Source organism: Streptomyces sp. TSRI0281 (assembly GCF_001905125.1).
GTDB lineage: Bacteria > Actinomycetota > Actinomycetes > Streptomycetales > Streptomycetaceae > Streptomyces.
In genome coordinates this window covers 225,411-244,531 of the sequence record NZ_LWLE01000038.1, presented here as the reverse complement: position 1 = coordinate 244,531, position 19,121 = coordinate 225,411, and the positions used below count along the sequence as shown (strand labels likewise).

General features: G+C 71.4%; 17 protein-coding genes and 1 pseudogene. 9 read left to right on the top strand and 9 right to left on the bottom strand.

The window, feature by feature from the left end; all coding sequences use genetic code 11:
- Nucleotides 1–14 precede the first annotated feature (14 nt).
- Genes A6A29_RS42015 through A6A29_RS42005 form a run of 3 tightly spaced genes read right to left on the bottom strand, consistent with a single transcriptional unit; the run spans nucleotide 15 to nucleotide 3,604 of the window.
- Entirely contained in the window at nucleotides 15–803 is a 789-nt protein-coding gene (locus A6A29_RS42015; protein WP_073729274.1) for a 3-oxoacyl-ACP reductase, read from the bottom strand.
- 6 nt (nucleotides 804–809) lie between these two features.
- The gene (locus tag A6A29_RS42010; protein ID WP_385731162.1) at nucleotides 810–2,195 is read right to left on the bottom strand and encodes an aldehyde dehydrogenase family protein; all 1,386 of its coding nucleotides are present in this window, start codon (nucleotides 2,193–2,195) and stop codon (nucleotides 810–812) included.
- A 47-nt stretch (nucleotides 2,196–2,242) separates the two neighbouring features.
- Nucleotides 2,243–3,604: a glutamine synthetase family protein gene (locus tag A6A29_RS42005; protein WP_073729272.1), complete on the bottom strand. Its 1,362-nt coding sequence runs from the start codon at nucleotides 3,602–3,604 to the stop codon at nucleotides 2,243–2,245.
- Nucleotides 3,605–3,678: 74 nt separating this feature from the next.
- On the opposite strand from A6A29_RS42005, the gene A6A29_RS42000 reads away from it, so the two are divergent.
- Both A6A29_RS42000 and A6A29_RS41995 read left to right on the top strand, forming a co-directional pair.
- Nucleotides 3,679–4,416 (top strand): FadR/GntR family transcriptional regulator, encoded by a 738-nt coding sequence (locus A6A29_RS42000; RefSeq protein WP_241838855.1) that lies wholly within the window; start codon nucleotides 3,679–3,681, stop codon nucleotides 4,414–4,416.
- A 129-nt stretch (nucleotides 4,417–4,545) separates the two neighbouring features.
- Nucleotides 4,546–5,292: a gamma-glutamyl-gamma-aminobutyrate hydrolase family protein gene (locus A6A29_RS41995; protein WP_073729268.1), complete on the top strand. Its 747-nt coding sequence runs from the start codon at nucleotides 4,546–4,548 to the stop codon at nucleotides 5,290–5,292.
- A gap of 108 nt (nucleotides 5,293–5,400) precedes the next feature.
- Here A6A29_RS41995 and A6A29_RS41990 read toward each other — a convergent pair whose 3' ends face one another.
- Nucleotides 5,401–6,339 carry a LysR family transcriptional regulator gene (locus A6A29_RS41990; protein ID WP_073729266.1) on the bottom strand — a complete coding sequence of 313 codons (939 nt, stop codon included), beginning with the start codon at nucleotides 6,337–6,339 and terminating at the stop codon, nucleotides 5,401–5,403.
- A gap of 70 nt (nucleotides 6,340–6,409) precedes the next feature.
- On the opposite strand from A6A29_RS41990, the gene A6A29_RS41985 reads away from it, so the two are divergent.
- On the top strand, nucleotides 6,410–7,585 hold the full coding sequence (locus tag A6A29_RS41985; RefSeq protein ID WP_073729264.1) for a TDT family transporter: 1,176 nt from the start codon (nucleotides 6,410–6,412) through the stop codon (nucleotides 7,583–7,585).
- Here A6A29_RS41985 and A6A29_RS41980 read toward each other — a convergent pair.
- The 4 genes from A6A29_RS41980 to A6A29_RS41965 form a co-directional block, all read right to left on the bottom strand.
- Nucleotides 7,524–8,231, bottom strand: a complete 708-nt coding sequence (locus A6A29_RS41980; protein WP_073729262.1) for a helical backbone metal receptor — start codon at nucleotides 8,229–8,231, stop codon at nucleotides 7,524–7,526. The two genes, A6A29_RS41985 and A6A29_RS41980, sit on opposite strands and share 62 nt — an antisense overlap.
- 234 nt (nucleotides 8,232–8,465) lie before the next feature.
- Nucleotides 8,466–9,011, bottom strand: a complete 546-nt coding sequence (locus tag A6A29_RS41975) for a helix-turn-helix domain-containing protein (RefSeq protein WP_073729260.1) — start codon at nucleotides 9,009–9,011, stop codon at nucleotides 8,466–8,468.
- Nucleotides 9,012–9,191: 180 nt separating this feature from the next.
- Nucleotides 9,192–11,828 carry an ABC transporter permease/substrate binding protein gene (locus A6A29_RS41970; RefSeq protein WP_073729258.1) on the bottom strand — a complete coding sequence of 879 codons (2,637 nt, stop codon included), beginning with the start codon at nucleotides 11,826–11,828 and terminating at the stop codon, nucleotides 9,192–9,194.
- Nucleotides 11,821–12,912 (bottom strand): quaternary amine ABC transporter ATP-binding protein, encoded by a 1,092-nt coding sequence (locus A6A29_RS41965; protein WP_073729596.1) that lies wholly within the window; start codon nucleotides 12,910–12,912, stop codon nucleotides 11,821–11,823. Before A6A29_RS41965 ends, A6A29_RS41970 begins: the two co-directional genes overlap by 8 nt.
- Nucleotides 12,913–13,140: 228 nt before the next feature.
- On the opposite strand from A6A29_RS41965, the gene A6A29_RS41960 reads away from it, so the two are divergent.
- On the top strand, nucleotides 13,141–14,049 hold the full coding sequence (locus tag A6A29_RS41960; RefSeq protein WP_073729594.1) for a 5'-3' exonuclease: 909 nt from the start codon (nucleotides 13,141–13,143) through the stop codon (nucleotides 14,047–14,049).
- A 78-nt stretch (nucleotides 14,050–14,127) separates the two neighbouring features.
- Entirely contained in the window at nucleotides 14,128–14,961 is an 834-nt protein-coding gene (locus A6A29_RS41955) for a siderophore-interacting protein (protein WP_073729592.1), read from the top strand.
- A 282-nt stretch (nucleotides 14,962–15,243) separates the two neighbouring features.
- Here A6A29_RS41955 and A6A29_RS41950 read toward each other — a convergent pair.
- Nucleotides 15,244–15,918, bottom strand: a pseudogene (locus A6A29_RS41950) (MerR family transcriptional regulator); the annotation flags it as partial.
- Between the two features lie 151 nt (nucleotides 15,919–16,069).
- Between A6A29_RS41950 and A6A29_RS41945 the strand changes: the two are divergent.
- The 4 genes from A6A29_RS41945 (at nucleotide 16,070) to A6A29_RS41930 (ending at nucleotide 19,031) form a co-directional block, all read left to right on the top strand.
- Nucleotides 16,070–17,032 carry a hypothetical protein gene (locus A6A29_RS41945; protein ID WP_073729256.1) on the top strand — a complete coding sequence of 321 codons (963 nt, stop codon included), beginning with the start codon at nucleotides 16,070–16,072 and terminating at the stop codon, nucleotides 17,030–17,032.
- On the top strand, nucleotides 17,029–17,517 hold the full coding sequence (locus tag A6A29_RS41940) for an ABA4-like family protein (protein WP_073729254.1): 489 nt from the start codon (nucleotides 17,029–17,031) through the stop codon (nucleotides 17,515–17,517). The genes A6A29_RS41945 and A6A29_RS41940 overlap by 4 nt, the downstream gene beginning before the upstream one ends.
- A gap of 177 nt (nucleotides 17,518–17,694) precedes the next feature.
- A complete protein-coding gene (locus A6A29_RS41935; protein WP_073729252.1) occupies nucleotides 17,695–18,279 on the top strand; it encodes a sigma-70 family RNA polymerase sigma factor in 585 nt (194 codons plus the stop codon).
- Complete coding sequence (locus tag A6A29_RS41930; protein WP_073729249.1) at nucleotides 18,276–19,031, top strand: anti-sigma factor; 756 nt, start codon at nucleotides 18,276–18,278, stop codon at nucleotides 19,029–19,031. The genes A6A29_RS41935 and A6A29_RS41930 overlap by 4 nt, the downstream gene beginning before the upstream one ends.
- Nucleotides 19,032–19,121 lie beyond the last annotated feature (90 nt).

Below are 19,121 nucleotides of genomic sequence, written 5' to 3'. Positions count from 1 at the left end.
GGCCGCGGCGGCCGTCAGAGCGGGGTCACATAGGCCCCGGAGATGCCGCCGTCGACGAGGAAGTCGGTGGCGTTGACGAACGAGGAGTCGTCGCTCGCCAGGAAGGCGACGGCCGCCGCGATCTCGGTCGCCTCGGCGAACCGGCCGAGCGGGATGTGGACGAGCCTGCGGGCCGCGCGCTCCGGGTCCTTGGCGAACAGTTCCCGCAGCAGCGGGGTGTTGACCGGTCCCGGGCACAGGGCGTTGACCCGGATGCCCTCCCGGGCGAACTGCACACCGAGCTCGCGGGACATGGCGAGGACACCGCCCTTGGACGCGGTGTACGAGATCTGGGACGTCGCCGCCCCCATCCTGGCCACGAAGGACGCGGTGTTGATGATCGAGCCGCGGCCCTGGCGGCGCATATAGGGCAGGGCGGCCTTGCAGCAGAGGTAGACGGAGGTGAGGTTGACGTCCTGGACGCGCTTCCACGCCTCCAGGCCGGTGGTGAGGATGGAGTCGTCGTCGGGCGGTGAGATGCCCGCGTTGTTGAACGCGATGTCGACGGAACCGTAGGTGTCGTACGCGGCCTTGAAGAGCGCCTCGACCTGTCCGGGATCGGTGACATCGGCCTGGACGAAGGTGCCTGAGGCCTCCTCGGCGGCGGCTGTGCCCGCTGCCGTATCGATGTCGGCGCAGACGACGTGGGCGCCCTCGGACGCCAGCCTGCGGGCGGTGGCCAGGCCGATGCCGCTGCCCGCTCCGGTGATGACGGCGGTGCGGCCGACCAGGCGGCGGCAGATGTTCTCGGTGTCGGTGGTCATGCGGGTTCAGGCCTCCGTGCTGAGGAAGACGTTCTTGGTTTCGGTGAAGGCGGTGAGGGCGTCGGGGCCCAGTTCGCGGCCGAGCCCGGACTGTTTGTAGCCGCCGAACGGGGTCCAGTACCGGACGGCGGAGTGGGAGTTGACGGAGAGGTTCCCGGCCCGGACCGCCTGGGCGACGCGCAGGGCGCGGCCCACGTCGCGGGTCCAGAGGGAGCCCGCGAGGCCGTAGTCGGTGGCGTTCGCGAGCCGTACGGCGTCGGCCTCGTCCTCGAAGGGGAGGACCACCGCCACCGGCCCGAAGACCTCCTCGGTGGCGACGGGCGCGTCCGGGCGGACATCGGTGAGGACGGTCGGCGGGAACCAGAATCCGGGGCCCTCGGGGGCGCTGCCGCGCAGGGCGGCCGCGCCCTCGGGGACGTAGTCGCGGACCCGGCGCAGGTGGGCGCGGGAGATCAGCGGTCCCATCGCGGTCTTCTCGTCGGTGGGGTCCCCGACGACGACCGAGGCCAGTGCGGGGGCGAGCAGTTCCAGGAACCGGTCGTACGCGGACCGCTCGACGAGGATGCGGGTGCGGGCGCAGCAGTCCTGCCCCGCGTTGTCCAGGAAGGACATGGGGGCGGCCGCCGCGGCGGCCTCGATGTCGGCGTCGGCGAAGACGATGTTGGGGCTCTTGCCGCCGAGTTCGAGGGTGAGCCGCTTCACACGGTCGGCGCACTGGGCCATGATCCGCTTGCCGACGCGGGTGGAGCCGGTGAAGACGATCTTGGCGACGCCGGGGTGGGTGACCAGGGCGTGGCCCGTCACCTCGCCCGCCCCCGGCAGCACCTGGAAGAGGTCTTCGGGAAGACCCGCCTCCCGCCCGATCCGCGCCAGTCGCAGGGCGGTGAGCGGGGTGGTCTCGGCCGGTTTCAGGAGTACGGCGTTGCCCGCGGCGAGCGCGGGGGCGACGCCCCAGGCGGCGATCGGCATGGGGAAGTTCCACGGGGCGATCACCCCGATGACGCCGAGGGGTTCCAGGAGGGTGAAGTCGATTCCGCCGGGGACCGGGATCTGCCGGCCGCTGAGGCGTTCCACTCCCCCGGCGGCGAAGTCGAGCAGATCGCGGACGTTGCCCGCCTCCCAGCGGGCGTTGCCGAGCGGGTGACCGGCCTCGGCCGTCTCCAGCCGGGCCAGGGGCTCGATCTCGGCGTCGACCGCTGCCGCGAAGCGGCGCAGCAGACGGGCCCGGTCGGCCGGGGCCAGGGCGGCCCAGGTGCGCTGGGCCGACGCGGCACGGGTCACGGCGGCGTCGACCTCGGCGGGGGTGGTGGCCGCGACGGTGGCGAGGTGTTCCTCGGTCGCCGGGTTGATCACGTCATGGGCGTCGGGGTGCACGGGTCGGTCCGCGCTCACGGTGTCGCTGACATCGGCGGGGTGGTGGTCGGCGGTCACAGGGTGCCTCACAGGCGTTCGAAGGAGCGGCGGAGCTCCCAGTCGGTCACTGCGGCGTCGAAGGCTTCGAGTTCGACGCGTGCCATGTTGCGGTAGTGCCGCACGACCTCGTCACCGAAGGCCGCACGGGCCACGTCGCTCCGTTCCCAGAGGTCGGCGGCTTCCCGGAGGGTGGTGGGCACCTGCTCGTACCCGGCGGTGTAGGCGTTGCCCTCGCACGCCTCGGGGAGTTCCAGTTCCTCTTCGATGCCGTGGAGCCCGGCGGCGATGAGACCGGCGACCGCGAGGTGCGGGTTGACGTCGCCGCCGGGCAGCCGGTTCTCGAAGCGCATCGATCGGCCGTGGCCCACGACGCGCAGGGAACAGGTCCGGTTGTCGTGGCCCCAGGCGACCGCGGTCGGGGCGAAGGAGCCGGGCTGGAAGCGTTTGTAGGAGTTGATGTTCGGCGCGTGGAGGAGGGTGAAGTCGCGCAGGGCGGCGAGCTGTCCGGCGAGGAAGTGGCGCATCAGCGGGGACATGGCCCCGTCGTCGCCCGCCATGACGTTGCGGCCCTCGGCGTCCTGGAGCGAGAGGTGGATGTGGCAGGAGTTGCCCTCGCGCTCGTTGAACTTGGCCATGAAGGTGAGCGCGACACCTTCCTGCGCGGCGATCTCCTTGGAGCCCGTCTTGTAGACGGCGTGCTGGTCGCAGGTGACCAGGGCCTCGTCGTAGCGGAAGACGATCTCGTGCTGGCCGGGGTTGCACTCGCCCTTGGCCGACTCCACGGTGAGCCCGGCGGCGGCCATCTCGTTACGGATGCGGCGCAGCAGGGGTTCGACGCGTCCGGTGCCGAGGACCGAATAGTCGATGTTGTACTGGTTGACCGGTGTCAGATCGCGGTAGTTGCGGTCCCATGCCTGCTCGTAGGTGTCCTTGAAGACGATGAATTCGAGTTCGGTGCCGACGTGGGCGGTGAGGCCGAGTGCGGCGAGCCGCTCCAGTTGGCGGCGCAGGATCTGGCGGGGTGCGGCGACGACGGGCGATCCGTCCTCCCAGGCGAGGTCGGCGATGACCATGGCCGTCGCCTCGTTCCACGGCACCCGGCGCAGGGTGCTGAGGTCGGGGCGCATGGCGAAGTCGCCGTATCCGCGGTCCCAGGAGGACATCTCGAATCCGTCGACGGTGTTCATGTCGGTGTCCACGGCGAGCAGATAGTTGCAGCCCTCGGTGCCGTGTTCCATGACCTCGTCGAGGAAGAACCCGGCGGCGAAACGCTTGCCCTGCAGCCTTCCCTGCATGTCGGGGAAGGCGAGGACGACGGTGTCGATCTCGCCGCTCGCGACGAGGACACGTAGTTCCTCGGTACCGAGCGGGGGTGTTCGCTCTGCCACGGGATACTCCTCCATCGGCCGGCCGGGAGCCTTAAGGTAGGGGATGGAACCATTGAATGAAAGGGAAGCGGAACGTGACCGAGGAATCCGGCGAGAGACCGGCGACGGCCCGCCTGCGGCCCGTGCTGCGCCCCGTCCGCGCGGGCAACGGCTTCGAGGAGGCCCTGGCGCAGATACTCCAGGTGATCCGGCTCGGCCTGGTGGCGGGCGGCGAGCGGCTGCCGGCCGAGCGCGAGCTGGCCGAGCTGCTCGGGATCAGCCGGGTCACCCTGCGCGAGGTCCTGAAGGTGCTCCAGGAGCAGGGCCTGGTGGAGAGCAGACGCGGGCGCTACGGCGGCACGTTCGTGACGCCACGTACCGGCACGGCGGGCGAGGACGAGCTGCGCCGCCGGGTGGCGGCGGTCGACATGGAGGACATCCTGCGCTTCCGCGAGGTCCTGGAGACCGGGGCCGCCGGACTCTGCGCCGCGCACGGGCTGACCGGCGAGGGCGCTGACCGGCTGCGTACGGCACTGGCGGCGACACACGAGACACCTCTGCCCGACTACCGCAGGCACGACACCCTGTTTCACCTGACACTGGCCGAACTTTCCGGATCACCGACGCTGACCGCCCAGTACGCGGCGGTCAGGGCCACGGTGAACGATCTGCTGGACTGCATACCGCTGCTCGTGCGGAACCTGGAGCACTCCCAGCGTCAGCACGCGGCACTCGTCGGGGCGGTGCTGGACGGGGACGAGGAGGCGGCCCGCGCGGTGACGCGCGAACACTGCGCGGGCACGGCGGCGCTGTTGCGCGGCTTCCTGTCCTGAACGGGCCGCGGCCCACGGACCCGGACCGCGGCCCACGGACCCTTGCACGACGGCACCGGAGCCATAAGGTATGCGGTGACACCATTGACTTCGGCCCGCCCGCGGGCGGCCCACCGGAGGGAACGCACCGTGCCCGAACCTCTCGTCGGCATCACCACCTATCTGGAACCCACGACCAGCTGGGGCGTCTGGGAGCTGCCCGCCGCCGTCCTCCCCGCCGCGTACCCGCGGCTGGTCCAGCGGTCCGGCGGCCTGGCCGCGCTGCTGCCGCCGGACGCGCCGGAGCGGGCCGCCGCCGCCGTGGCCCGGCTGGACGCCCTCGTCGTCGCGGGCGGCGCCGATGTCGCGCCCGAGCTGTACGGGGCGGAGCGCGACCCCCGTACCGGTCCGCCGGCCGGTGAGCGCGACGCCTGGGAGAAGGCCCTGCTCGACGCGGCGCTGGCGTCCGGCGTCCCGGTGCTCGGGATCTGCCGGGGCATGCAGCTGCTGAACGTGGCGCTGGGCGGCACCCTGATCCAGCACATCGACGGGCACTGCGGTCCGCCCGGCACGACCGGGGTTCTCGGCGAGCACCTGGTGACGCCGGTGCCCGGTACCCGGTACGCGTCGGTGGTCGCCGAGGCGTCCGTCGTACCGACCTATCACCACCAGGCCGTCGACCGGCTCGCGCCGTCGCTGTCGGCCGCCGCCCACGCGGCGGACGGCACCGTCGAGGCGGTCGAACTCCCGGGGCCGCAGTGGGTGCTGGGTGTGCAGTGGCATCCGGAGATGGGTGACGACCTGCGCGTGATGCGGGCGCTGGTGGCGGCCGCGGCCACGGAGCGCGACCGGCACCGGGGCGGGGCCGGCCTGGCCCCGGCCCTCACCCGGGCCTGACGCGCCACCAGGCCCGAGCCCCCGTTCGGCCAGGACACCCGCCAGAGGCCGGATTCCCCGTTCGGCCCGCCCGCCGGAGGCCGGACGCCCCGGTCCGGCATGGAGCGCTCAGACGCCGGGCGGGCGGGAGTCGCGCGCCGTCAGGGACAGCAGGTCGCGGGCGGGGCCGGTGGGCCGGTGGCCGGAGGGCCATACGGCGCGCAGCTGGCGGCGGAGGCGTACGCCCGCGACCGGGATCTGCACCAGGCGGCGGGCCGACAGCTCCTCGCCGAGCGCCAGTTCGCTGAGCACGCAGGGTCCGGCACCGCTCTCCGCCGCACCCTTCACGGCGGTCGTCGAGGACAGCTCCAGCAGTGGCTGGGCCAGCCCGCCGTGCACCGCGAGCGCGGCGTCCAGGACCTGCCGGGTGCCGGAGCCGTGCTCCCGCAGGATCAGCGGGGTCGCGGCCAGCTCCCCGGGCAGCAGGGGCGTCCGGCGGCGGGCCCACGGATGGGAGGGGGCGACCACGACGACCAGGCGGTCGTGCGCGATCACCGTGCCGTCCAGTCCCTCCGGGATCGACAGGCCCTCCACGAAACCCAGATCGGCCTCGCCGCCGAGGAGCCGCCGGGCGACCGCCGCCGAATTGCCCGCGAGCAGCGACACGGCGGTGTCCGGGCGCTGGCCGCGCAGCGCGATGAGCCAGCCCGGCAGCAGGTACTCCGCGATCGTCATGCTCGCCGCGACCCGCAGCCGCGAGTCGCGCCGGTCGCGCAGCGCCTGGGCGCCCGCGTCGAACGCCTCGGCGGCCTCGATGATCCTGCGCGCCCAGTCGGTGACCAGGGCACCGGCGTCGGTGAGCCGGGAGCCGCGCGGGGAGCGGTCCAGGAGGGCGACGCCGAGCTGCCGCTCCATCGACCGGATGCGGCTGGACGCGGCGGGCTGGGTGACGCCGACGTCACGGGCCGCCCGCCCGAGGCTGCCGTGCCGGGCGACGGCGAGCAGCAGCTCCAGCGCCCCGAGGTCCGGGACCCGGTGGGACAGGGGCACATGTGCGTCGCTGGACATAAAGCCAGCTTATGACCTCATAGAGACGGACTCCCTGGTGGGGGACGGTGCCACCGCCAAGAATCGTGGCATGGCCATCTTTCCGCAGACCCAGCCCAGGACCGAGCCGCAGTCCCCGTCGTCCTTCGCCTCCCGCCCGGCCGCCCTCCGGCTGCCGTACCTGCGGCACATCGGCCCCAATTGGTACGCGTCCGTCATGGGTACCGCGATCGTCGCGAGCGCGGGTGTCGCGCTCCCCGCGCACCTACCGGGTCTGCGCGCGCTGTGCACCGTCGTGTGGGCGCTCTCCGCGCTTCTGCTCGTCGCCGTCCTCACGGCCCGCACCGGGCACTGGATCTTCCACCGCGACCAGGCCCGCACCCATCTCCTGGACCCGGCCGTCGCCCCGTTCTACGGCTGTCTGTCCATGGCGCTGCTCGCCGTCGGCGGCGGCACCATGGTGGTCGGCAAGGACGTCATCGGGCAGCAGGCCGCGCTCGCGGTCAACACGGTGCTGTTCGTCGCGGGCACACTGGTCGGGCTCGTCGCCGCCGTCGCCGTCCCGTACCTGATGGTCGTACGCCACCGTCTCGAACCCGGTACGGCCTCACCCGTCTGGCTGCTGCCGTTGGTGGCGCCGATGGTCTCCGCGTCGCTCGGGGCGCTGCTGGTGCCCGAACTGCCCGCGGGGCAGTGGCGTGGGGCCCTGCTGATGGCCTGCTACGGGATGTTCGGCCTTTCCCTGCTGGCGACGGTGGTCGTGCTGCCGGTCGTCTTCGCCCGGCTGGTGCACCAGGGCCCCCTGCCGCTCGCGCTGACGCCGACGCTGTTCCTGGTGCTCGGGCCGCTGGGTCAGTCGACGACCGCGGTCAATCAGCTGGCCGATGTGGCGCCGGGCGCGGTCGCTGCCCCGTACGCCTCCGCCTTCGGTGCGTTCGCCGTGCTGTACGGGGTACCGGTGATGGGGTTCGCGCTGCTGTGGCTGGCGCTGGCCGTCGCGATGGTGGTCCGGGCGGTGCGGGGCGGCATGACGTTCACGATGACGTGGTGGGGCTTCACCTTCCCGGTCGGTACGTGCGTGACCGGCGTCGCGGGACTGGCCCGGCACACCGGGCTCGATGTCTTCACCTGGCCGGCCGTCGCACTGTACGTGTTCCTGGTGGCGGCCTGGGCCGTGGCCGGGACGCGCACGCTGCGCGGGCTGGTCAGCGGAGCGCTGCTCGCAGCGCCGAAGCCGCCGCTGCCAGTGACGGCCCGTACCACGTGAGGTGGCGCCCGTCGACGAGTGCGGCGGGCAGCGCGGGGAACGCCTCGGGTCCGTCGTCGGCGGTGAAGCGGTACGGCTCGTCGGGCAGCACGACCAGTTCGGCTCCGGCCGCGTTCAGCTCGGCGAGCGGGATACGGGGATAGCGCTCGGCATGGTCCGCGTAGACATTGCGCACCCCGAGGCGGGCCAGCAGATCACCGGCGAACGTGTCGCGGCCCAGCACCATCCACGGTCTGCGCCAGACGGGCACGATCGCGGGGCGCGGAGTCCCCGGCGGCGGGAGCGCCGCCCAGGCGGCCTCGGCCTCGTCCAGCCAGCGGGGCCGGGCGAGGCCGCACCCGGTGACCAGGACGCGTTCCAGTTCGGCGAAGGCCGCGTCGAGGGTGCGGATCTCGGTGACCATGACATCGAGTCCGGCCTCCCGCAGGGCGGCGAGGTCCGGTGCGCGGTTCTCCTCCTCGTTGGCGATGACCAGATCGGGGCGCAGCGCGACGACGGCCGCCACGTCGGGGTTCTTCGTGCCGCCGATCCGGGCGGCGGTGAGGTCCGGCGGGTGGGTGCACCAGTCGGTGACCCCGGCCAGCAGCCCGGGTGCGGTGACGGCGACGGCCTCGGTGAGCGAGGGGACCAGGGAGACGACACGCACGGGCGGGCCTTTCGGGGACGTACGGCAGCCGCGGAGGCGGCGGGGACTCGCGGCCCTCCGCGCCGGGCTCTCGGCGGCCGGGGCTGCCTGCCTGCGTCAACGGCCCGAGGCGGCCTTCGGGTGGCAGCGGTCTTCGGGAACGGCCTTCGGATGGCAGCGGTCTTCGGTCGGCAGCCTGAGGCGGTCAGCGGCGGTCAGCGGCGGTCAGCGGCGGTCAGCGGCGGTCAGCGGCGGTCAGCGGCGGGAGTCGTACGTGGCGTCGATGTTCTCGGCCACCGCGACGAACAGGAGCCGGGTCTCCGGCACGGTGGCGCGCCAACGGTGCCGTACACCGCCGGACAGGAAGAGCGTGTCGCCGCGCTCCAGCCGGTACGCCTGCCCCTCGGCCTCCACTTCGGCGGCGCCCTCGACGACGTACATCACCTCGTCGTTCCGGTGCTGGAACTCGCGCCCGAGGTCCTGCTCACCGGTGAACTCCAGGGCGCTGAGCTGGTGGCGGCCGCGCACCACGCGGCGTACCCCGTCGCCCTCGCCCGCCCGCACGACATCCACCGAGCGTGCCGAGTCGGCGGCGGCGCGCAGCCGCGCGGTCGTGGTCTCCAGCGCTTCGGCGACACGGTCCAGGGACCGGGGACTGGGGCGGGCGCGCTCGTTCTCGATCTGGCTCAGGAAAGGCACGGACAGTCCGCTGCGCGCGGCGACCGAGGCCAGCGTCAGCCCCAGGGTTCTGCGCCGTCGGCGGACCGCGGCACCCACTCGCGGTGCTTCCTTCTCGTCCATGTCCGGGCTCCCTCCCGCCTGGCCATCCTCCCGGTTGCCAGCACACTACGCACATCGTTTGCCGAGATGGAGCACGGGCGAAGAAGCGGGAAACCTCCCCGGGGCGTTCTTTCGGCCATGCCGAAGGGGACGGCCCCGGTGCGACACCGGGACCGTCCCCTCGTTGACGAGGCGCCGAAATCAGCTGCCGACGGGCGTCAGCTTCTCCGCCACGTCGGGGTTGGCGTCCATCCAGCGACGGGCGGACTCCTTCTCCTTGCCCGCGCCGCCCTTCTGGATCTCCACCTCCAGCGAGGCCAGCTGCTCCTCACTGAGCTTGAAGTCCTTCAGCCAGCCGGTCAGCTCCGGGAAGTCCTTCGCGAAGTCCTTCTTGGCGACCGTGTGGATCTCCTCGCCCTTGCCCCAGGCACCCTTGGGGTCCTTGAGCTTCTTCAGGTCGTGCTTGCCGTAGGCCCAGTGCGGCGACCACAGGGTCACCACGACCGGCTCCTTCTTCTTGATCGAGCGGTTCAGCTCGGCCAGCATCGAGGACGTACTGGAGGAGACGACCTTGTACTCGCCCTCCAGGCCGTACTCCTTGAGCACCTTCTCGTTCAGGGTGCCCATCATCCCGGCGCTCGACTCGATGCCGATGATCTTGCCGTTGAACTTCTTGCCCTGGCCCTTGAGGTCATCGAGCGAGTCGATGCCCTTGACGTACGAGGGAACGGTCAGCTCCAGCGACGTCGGCCCGTACCACGAACCGAGGTCGGTGAGGTTGTCCTTGTACTTGTCCCAGTAGACCTTGTGCGTCGTCGGCAGCCAGGAGTCGAACTGGACGTCCATCTGGCCCTGCGCGAGCCCCGTGTAGAGCGGTCCGGGGTCGAGCTGCTTGACGGTCGTCCGGTAGCCGCGGTCCTCCAGCATGTTCTGCCACAGGTACGTGCTCGCGATGGCCTCGTCCCACGGGAAGTAGCCCATGTTGACGGTCTTGCCCGCGTCCTTGCCCTGCTGCTGGGCGCCACCGGCGCCCTTGGGCAGCGGGGCGAGCTTGTCGACGAGGCCGGGGGACTTCTTCAGCCAGGCGCGTACGCCGTCCTGCTCCTTGCCCTGGCCGGCGGTCTGGATCTCGTTCTCCAGGCTGGTGAGCTGCTCCTCGGTGAGCTTGAACTTCTTCAGCCACTCGGCGACCGGCGGTGCCTTCTTGGCGAAGCCCTTGTGGGCGACGGTGTGTACGTCCTCGCCCTTGCCCCAGGCGCCCTTGGGGTCCTTGAGCTTCTTCAGGTCGTGCTTGCCGTAGGCCCAGTGCGGCGACCACAGGGTCACCACGACCGGCTCCTTCTTCTTGATGGAGGCGTTCAGCTCGGCGAGCATCGAGGACGTGCTGGAGGAGACGACCTTGTACTCGCCCTCCAGGCCGTACTCCTTGAGCACCTTCTTGTTGAGGGTGCCCATCATTCCGGCGCTGGCCTCGATGCCGATGATCTTGCCGTTGAACTTCTTGCCCTGGCCCTTGAGGTCATCGAGCGAGTCGATGCCCTTGACGTACGAGGGAACGGTCAGCTCCAGCGAGGTCGGCCCGTACCACGAACCGAGGTCGTCGATCTTGGAGCTGTACTTGTCCCAGTAGTCCTTGTGGGTGGTCGGCAGCCAGGAGTCCGTCTGGAAGTCGATGTCCCCGCGGGCGACGCCGGAGTAGAGCGGACCGGCGTCGAGCTGCTTGATGTCGGTCGTGTAGCCGCGCTGCTCCAGGAGCTCCTTCCAGAGGAAGGTGGAGGCGATGCCCTCGTCCCAGGGGATGTAGCCCAGGTTGATCTTCTGGCCCTTGCCGACGTCCGCGCTGTCGCCCGCCTCGGCGCTCCTGCCGTCGTCCGAGCCGGCGATGTTGAGCCCGCCGGCGATCAGGGCGAGGACGACCACACCGATCATCGCGACCGCGGTGCCCGGCTTGTAGTGGGTGACCTTGAGGCCCCGCGCACCGGACGCGATCTTGGCCGCCGCGCGGCGGCCGAGCGGGGAGACCCGCTCGTTGAGCGCCCCGGTCATCCGGTCCAGGTACATGGCGAGGATGACGACGGCGATACCGCTCTCGGCGGCTAGACCGACCTGGAGCTGGGTGATCGCGGCGTACACCTTCTCGCCGAGACCGCCCGCGCCCGCCATGCCGCCGATGACCACCATCGACAGCGCGAGCATGATGACCTGGTTGATACCGGCCATGATCGTCGGCAGGGCGAGGGGCAGCTGGACCCGGGTCAGGGTGTCGCGGGGTGTGGTGCCGAACGCCTCGGCCGCCTCGACCAGCTCGCTGTCCACCTGGCGGATGCCGAGTTCGGTCATCCGGACGCCGGGGGGCATCGCGAACACGATGGTGGCGATGACGCCGGGGGTGACGCCGACGCCGAAGAACATGACGCCGGGGATCAGGTAGACGAAGGCCGGCATCGTCTGCATGACGTCGAGCACCGGCCGGAGCGCGGCACTGACCTTGTTGTTCCGCGCGGCCCAGATGCCCATGGGCACCGCGATCACGATGGTGATGACGGCTGCCACGACGACCAGCGAGAGCGTGGCCATGGCCTCGTCCCACAGGGCGAGGGAGTCGATCAGGGCGAAGCCCGCGAAGGTGAGAACGGCCGGAACCGCGCCGCGCAGCCAGAACGCGATGACGGCGAAGATCGCGGCCATCAGCAGCGGCTCACCGCCGCCGAGCACGGCGTTGACGCCGTCGTACATCCCGCCGAGCACGGCCTTGATGGCGTCGAAGATCCAGGTGAGGTTCGACTGGAGCCAGTCGACCGCGTCCTCGACCCATTCACCGAAGGTGAACCTAGGCACCGGCGGTCACCTTCCTGACGTCGGACCGGGACGGGCTCACGGGCTCGACCCGCGGTTCCTCGCCGAGTGCGGCGAGCAGACGTGCGCGCGGCACGACACCGATCACCTGACCCCGGTCGCCGGTGACGGCCACGGCCACACCACTGGTGGAGCAGGGCGTGAAGAGCTCGGCGATCGGCGTCTCGGCGGACACGGTCGCGGGCGCTCCGGCGATCAGGTCCTTGTCCGAGCGGCCCTTCTCGGGCTGCTCCATGATCGAACCGGCGGTGAGCACCCTGGAGCGGTCGACGTCCTGGATGAACGACGCGACGTAGTCGTTGGCCGGACGGACCAGGATGTCCTCGGCGGTGCCCTGCTGGACTATCCGCCCGTCGCGCATCACGGCGATCCGGTCACCGAGGCGCATGGCCTCGTTGAGGTCGTGGGTGATGAAGACGATGGTCTTCTTGAGCCGCTTCTGGAGTTCGAGCAGCTGATCCTGCATGTCGCGGCGGATCAGCGGGTCCAGCGCGCTGAAGGACTCGTCCATCAGCAGCAGGTCGGCGTCGGTGGCCAGCGCACGGGCCAGGCCCACACGCTGCTGCATTCCGCCGGAAAGTTCGTCGGGCCAGGACTTCTCCCAGCCGGCCAGACCGGTCAGCTCCAGCGCCTGGGCGGCGCGCTGCTCACGCTCGGCGCGCGGCACACCCTGCACTTCGAGGCCGTAGGCGGCGTTCTCCAGGACGCTCCGGTGGGGGAAGAGCGCAAAGTGCTGGAACACCATGCTGATCTTGGAGGAGCGGACGTGGCGCAGTTCACGGGGGCTCAGGGCGGTCAGGTCCTGGCCGTCGAACAGCACGCGTCCGGCCGTGGCGTCGAGCAGTCCGTTGAGCATCCGCAGCAAGGTGGACTTGCCGGAACCGGAGAGACCCATCACGACGAAGATCTGGCCGGGTTCCACCGTGAACGAGGCGTCGATCACCGCTGCGGTCGTTCCGTCGGCGCGCAGCTCGTCTCGGCCGGTGCCGTTCTCGAGTTTCCGCACGGCTTGATCGGGTCGTCTGCCGAACACTTTGTACAAGTGGTCGGCTTGCAGCCTTGACACATACACCTCACGCGTTGAACCGAAAACGGTCTGCCACCCCCTCCGGCAGACCGTGGAGCGGTGCGGATTCGGTCCGCACTGCACGCGCATTGGTTGAAAATGCGACGTGGTCCGCTCCGCTGGCGCGCCTGCCCACACTTACGCACACCAAACACAAGAGTGATTCAGCTCACCTCTGAGCCGGTGTCAGTGGGGTGCGGCATCATCGGGGGTGTGACGCGACGCCTGATGCTCCTCGACACCGCTTCCCTCTACTACCGCGCCTATTTCGGCGTCCCGGATTCGGTCCGCGCACCGGACGGCACCCCGGTCAACGCCGTGCGCGGGCTCCTCGACTTCATCACCCGGCTGGTGCACGACCACCGGCCGGACGACCTGGTCGCCTGCTGGGACGCCGACTGGCGGCCGCACTGGCGGGTCGAACTGATCCCCACGTACAAGGCGCACCGGGTGGCGGTGGAGACGGCGGAGGGGCTGGCCGACGAGGAGGACACCCCTGACACGCTGTCCCCGCAGGTGCCGATCATCGAGGACGTGCTGGACGCGCTCGGGATCGCCCGGGTGGGAGTCGCGCCGTACGAGGCGGACGACGTGATCGGCACGCTCACCGGCCTGGCGACCGGCCCCGTCGACATCGTCACGGGCGACCGCGACCTCTACCAGCTGGTCGACGACGCCCGGCAGGTGCGGGTGCTGTACCCGCTCAAGGGTGTCGGGATGCTCCAGATGACGGATGAGGCGTGGCTGCGCGAGAAGTACGGCGTGGACGGTTCCGGTTACGTGGATCTGGCCCTGCTGCGCGGCGACCCCAGCGACGGCCTGCCCGGCGTTCCCGGCATCGGCGAGAAGACGGCGGCCAAGCTGCTGGACGCCTTCGGCGATCTGGCCGGGATCATGGCCGCCGTGGACGACCCCGCCGCGAAGCTGACGCCCTCGCAGCGCAAGCGGCTGGACGAGGCGCGCGATTACGTCGCCGTCGCGCCGAAGGTGGTCCGGGTCGCCGGTGACGTCCCGCTGCCCGACTTCGATCCGGCCCTGCCCGACGAGCCGCGTGACCCGGCAGCGCTTGAGGCGCTCTCGGACCAGTGGGGTCTGGGCGGCGCTCTGCAGCGACTGCTCTCCACACTTCGGGCATGAGGTGCTAGCTTAGGTAAACCTAACTTCTCCGGCCCGGTGGTTTCCGGGCCCCCGTACGTCCAGATCAGGGAGATCCTCGTGGCAGAGCGGCAGGCACCCAGGGCCCAGGGTGCGCAGGTCCTGCGTACCGAGCAGATCACCCCGCACATGGTGCGGGTGATCCTCGGCGGTGACGGACTGGCCGGCTTCGCGCTCTCCGGGTTCACCGATCACTACGTCAAGCTGTGCTTCGCACCCGAGGGCGCCGACTACGCGCACCCGTTCGACATGGAAGCGATCCGCGAGGCGTATCCCCGTGAGCTGTGGCCCACCACCCGCACCTACACGGTGCGCTCCTGGGACCCGGTGACCCGCGAGCTGGCCATCGACTTCGTGGTGCACGGCGACGAGGGCCTCGCCGGACCGTGGGCGGCCCGTGCGCGGCCGGGCGAGCAGGTGACGTTCCTGGGACCCGGCGGTGGGTACGGGCCGCGGGCCGCGGCGGGCTGGCACCTGCTGGCCGGTGACGAGAGCGCGCTGCCCGCGATCGCCGCGGCGCTGGAGCAGATGCCCGCGGGCGCCCCGGTGCACGCCTTCATCGAGGTGCCGGACGCCTCGGAGGAGCAGAAGATCGTGACGCCCGACGGGGTGGCGGTGACCTGGCTGCACCGCGGCGACCGTCCGGTCGGGGAGGCCCTGACCGCGGCGGTGAAGGCACTGGACTTCCCCGAGGGCGAGATACAGGCGTTCGTGCACGGCGAGGCGGGCTTCGTGAAGGAGATCCGCCGCTATCTGCGACTGGACCGGAAGATCCCGCTCCAGCAGCTGTCGATCTCCGGCTACTGGCGCCTCGGGAAGAACGACGACGCCTGGCGCGCCGTCAAGCGCGAGTGGAACGAGCAGGTGGAGCGCGAGCAGGAGAGCGCCGCGTAACGCGCGGTCGCGGTCACGCGCACTGCCCCGGTCGGGGACGGCCCCGGTTGTGGAGGCGGCGTGACGCGGGGACGGCGTGCGCCCCCTGACAGCTCGTCCGTGGACCCCGGTCGCCGTTTCCCACGGTGACCGGGGCCTTCGCGTGTCAGGCGCGCGTGCTCACCTCCGCGCCGCCGCGTCCCGCCCGCGCACGCCGTTCCGCTTCTCCCCCGCACCGTCCGGCACCGCGTCAGAAGACTCCGGCGCTACGTCGAGAGCGCCCGGCGTCGCTTCGTCGGCAACGCCCACCCCGTCCGCATCCTCCGCCGGTCCCTCCGCCGCACCGTCAGCGCCGGCGCCCGCCGGGCCCTCCCCGCCCTCCGCCGTCCCCGTCTCCTCGTAGAGGCGGGCGGACGCGTCGACATGGGCCAGCCGCCGCAGCGCCCCGAACATCGCCTCACCGAGCACGGTGCCCACGACCACGCTCTCCACCAGGTCCTCGCGCGCCACGCGCCGCGCCACATAGTCGAGGTCGGCGCGGGCGACCGGCTCGGCGGCGTCCGCGTACACGTCCAGCAGCTCGGTGAATCCGCCGTGCCCGGCCCGCCGCAGCGCGACCAGCACCCCGGCCAGCGACTCCCCGGCCGTGCTCTCCTCCTCCACGTGCCAGCCCCGCCGCTCCAGCAGCTCGGCGACCTCGTCGCGGGCGTCCTCCAGCTCGGGCCCCGCCTCCTCGCCGTCCGTCGGGGTGACGCCCTCCGCCGCCGCGCCCAGCACCTTGTGCACCGGCTGCTCGGGGTCGTCGACAGCCTCCAGCACATCACCGATGGCGGACAGCGAGAGTCCCCCGACGTCCAGCAGCGCCCGGATCAGCCGCAGCCTGCGCTCGTGCCCGGCGTCGTAACTCGCCTGGTTCGGGCTGGTCAGCTGCCCGGCGGGCAGCAGCCCCTCGCGTACGTAGTACTTGATCGTCGGCACCGGGACCCCGGACCTGCGACTCAACTCACCGATGCGCACCGCGTGTCCGCCCTTTCGTACTTGCCAAATCCCGCCCTCATCATAGATAGTCCCTCTATCGGATAGCGGGGAGTCCCACTATCCATAATCGTTGCTCTCCTGGGGGTTACCTATGTCGACGTGGCGTTTATGGCACCGACCGCTGGTCCTGTTCTCCGCCGCGATGGCCGTGATGGCGGTTGTCTCCGCGGTGGGTCTCGTGGCCGACGACCGGATGCTGGCGGGCGCGCCGATCTGGGCCAAGCCGTTCAAGTTCGCCGTCTCGTTCGTGCCGTACTGCATGGCGCTCGCCTGGATGCTGACGCTGCTCACGCACGGCCGTCGCATAGGACGGTGGGCCGGCAACCTGGTCGTACTGGCCAGCCTGGGCGAGATGGCCATCATCACCGGGCAGGTCATCCGCGGGAAGCGCAGCCACTTCAATCACGAGACGCCGTTCGATACGAGGCTGTACGACGTGATGGCCTACACCGTCATCACCCTCTGGGCGGCCACGCTGGTGATCGCCGTACTGCTGCTCCGCGCCCGCATCGCCGATCGCGCCTCCGCCTGGGCGATCCGCTCGGGAGTGCTGCTCGCCCTGGTGGGCGCGGGGTTCGGCTTCCTGATGTCGCAGCCGAGCGCGGGACAGCGCGCGGCCGGTGACCTGGACACCGCCGACGTGGTGGGCGCGCACACCGTCGGCGTACCGGACGGCGGACCCTCCATGCCGATCACCGGCTGGTCGACGACCGGAGGCGACCTGCGCATTCCGCACTTCGTCGGGATGCACGCGCTCCAGCTGATCCCGCTCTTCCTGCTCCTCCTGCTCCTGCTCGCGCCCCGGGTCGCCCGGCTGCGCGACCCGCGTGTGCGCTTCCGGCTGGTGGTCGTCGCCTCCGGCACGTACGCGGCGGTCGTGGCCCTGGTCACCTGGCAGGCGCTCCGCGGTCAGCCGCTGATCCACCCGGACGGGTCGACCCTCGCGGCCGCGGGCATGATCCTGGCCGCCACCGCGATCGGCGCCTGGGCGGCGCTGCGGTCGGCACCCGCACGGCGGAACTCCGATTCCTACGACAAGGAGCTCGTGGCATGACCGGTGCACTCTTCGAGATCACGTTCTATCTGACGGCCCCCTTCTGGCTGCTCATGATCTTCGCGCCCAACTGGGCCACCACCGCGCGGATCGTCGCCTCACCGCTGACCGTCCTGCCGGTGCTGGCGGTCTATCTCGTGCTGGCCGTGCCGGTCTTCCCCGAGCTCTGGACGGCGGTGAGCAACCCCGACATCGATGCGTTCCGTGACCTGGCGGCCCTAGCGAACGGGGCGGGAGCGCTCTGGGCGCAGGTGATCGCCTGGGATCTGCTGCTGGGTCAGTGGATGTTCCTCGAAGCGCGGAAGCTCGGGGTGTCGCCCCTGGTGATGGGCCCGCTGCTGGTGCTGACGATCCTGCTGTCGCCGTTCGGACTGCTGATCTTCCTCACCCTCCGCGCGGTGCGGAAGGCGAAGAGCGCCGATGTGGCGGCGCCCCGGCCCGGCGACGGCGTTCCCGGCCGGGTCGGGGACACGGCGGTGAGCTGACGGCCGACGCCCGGCGGTGCGGTCCCGGCTCAGTCCCGGCGGTGCGACTCCCGCACGATCCCGGGGCGGCCCCGGGGCGATCCGGGCGGCGTGGAAGGATCGCGCGAGCTGACCAATCCGCGCCGCCATCGGCTCCGAATCACTCCTGGAACCGATGAGCGTCCTGGGAGGACCCGCGTGAAGGAAGCCGTACAGATCAGCGGAGTGCCCGTGCCGGGGCCCGATCTCCAGGAGCTTCTGGTCCTGGTCGCCCGGGGTGACCAGGACGCCTTCGCCTCCGTGTACGACGCCGTCTGCGGGCCGGTACTCGGAGTGGTGCGCAGCGTGCTCCGCGATCCCGCCCAGTCCGAGGAGGTCGCGCAGGAGGTATGGGTCGAGGTGTGGCGGACCGCGCCCCGCTTCCAGGCGTCCCGGGGATCGGCCGTGAACTGGGTGCTGACCCTCGCCCACCACCGGGCGGTCGACCGGGTCCGCTCGGCGGAGGCCTCGGCTGCGAGGGAGCACAGGGCCGCGCTGCTGGAGCGGACGCCCGCGTTCGACGAGGTCTCCGAACAGGTCGAGACCCGGCTGGAGAGGGAACAGGTACGGCGCTGTCTGCGCAACCTGTCCGAACTGCAGCGCCAGTCGGTGACCCTGGCCTATTACCGGGGCCTGACCTATCGCGAGGTCTCGGAGCTCCTCTCCGTACCTCTGGGCACCATCAAGACTCGACTGCGTGACGGCCTGATCCGGCTGCGCGACTGCCTGGGGGTGAGCACATGAGCACGGCCGAACTGCACACGCTGACCGGGGCCTATGCCCTGCACGCGCTGCCCGATTCCGAGCGCCACGAGTTCGAACGCCATCTGGACGACTGCGAGGCCTGCGCCCAGGAGGTACGGGAGCTGTCGGCCACCGCCGCCCGGCTCGGTCTCGCGGTGTCGGTGCAGCCGCCCCATGAGCTGCGCGCCCGTGTCCTGCGGGAGATCACGGCCGTACGACAGGAGCCACCCGCCCACGCCCGCGGCGGTTCCGCCCGCGACGAGCGCCCCGGCCGCACCGGCCGCTGGTCGGCGTACGCACTCGCCGCCTGCGTCGCGGCCGCCGCCGCGTTCGGCGGCATCGCGGTGTGGCAGAACCACGTGGCGCAGGATGCCCGGCACGAGGCCGACCGCGCCCAGCGGCAGAGCGAGCAACTGGCCCAGGTGCTCTCCGCGCCGGACGCGAGGACCAGTTCGGGCGAGCTGGCCGGGGGCGCCCGGGGCACTGTCGTCGTCTCGCGGAGCCGGGACCGCGCGGTGTTCCTGGCCTCGGGCATGGCCCGGCCGCCGGGCGGCAAGGTGTACCAGCTCTGGTTCAACGACAGCGGAACGATGCGCTCCGCCGGCCTGATGAACCCGTCCGCGACCGATGGGGCGGTACTGCTCGACGGGCCGGTCGACGGGGCGTCCGGCATGGGGATCACCGTCGAACCGGCGGGCGGGTCGGAGCGGCCCACATCGAACCCGGTGGCCCTGATGGACTTCCCCGCCTGACCGGCACCGGCGTCACCGCCCGACGGGGCGGCGACGCCGGTGCGCGTGATGCCGGTACGCGTGACGTCGGCCGGGGCGCGACATCTCCGC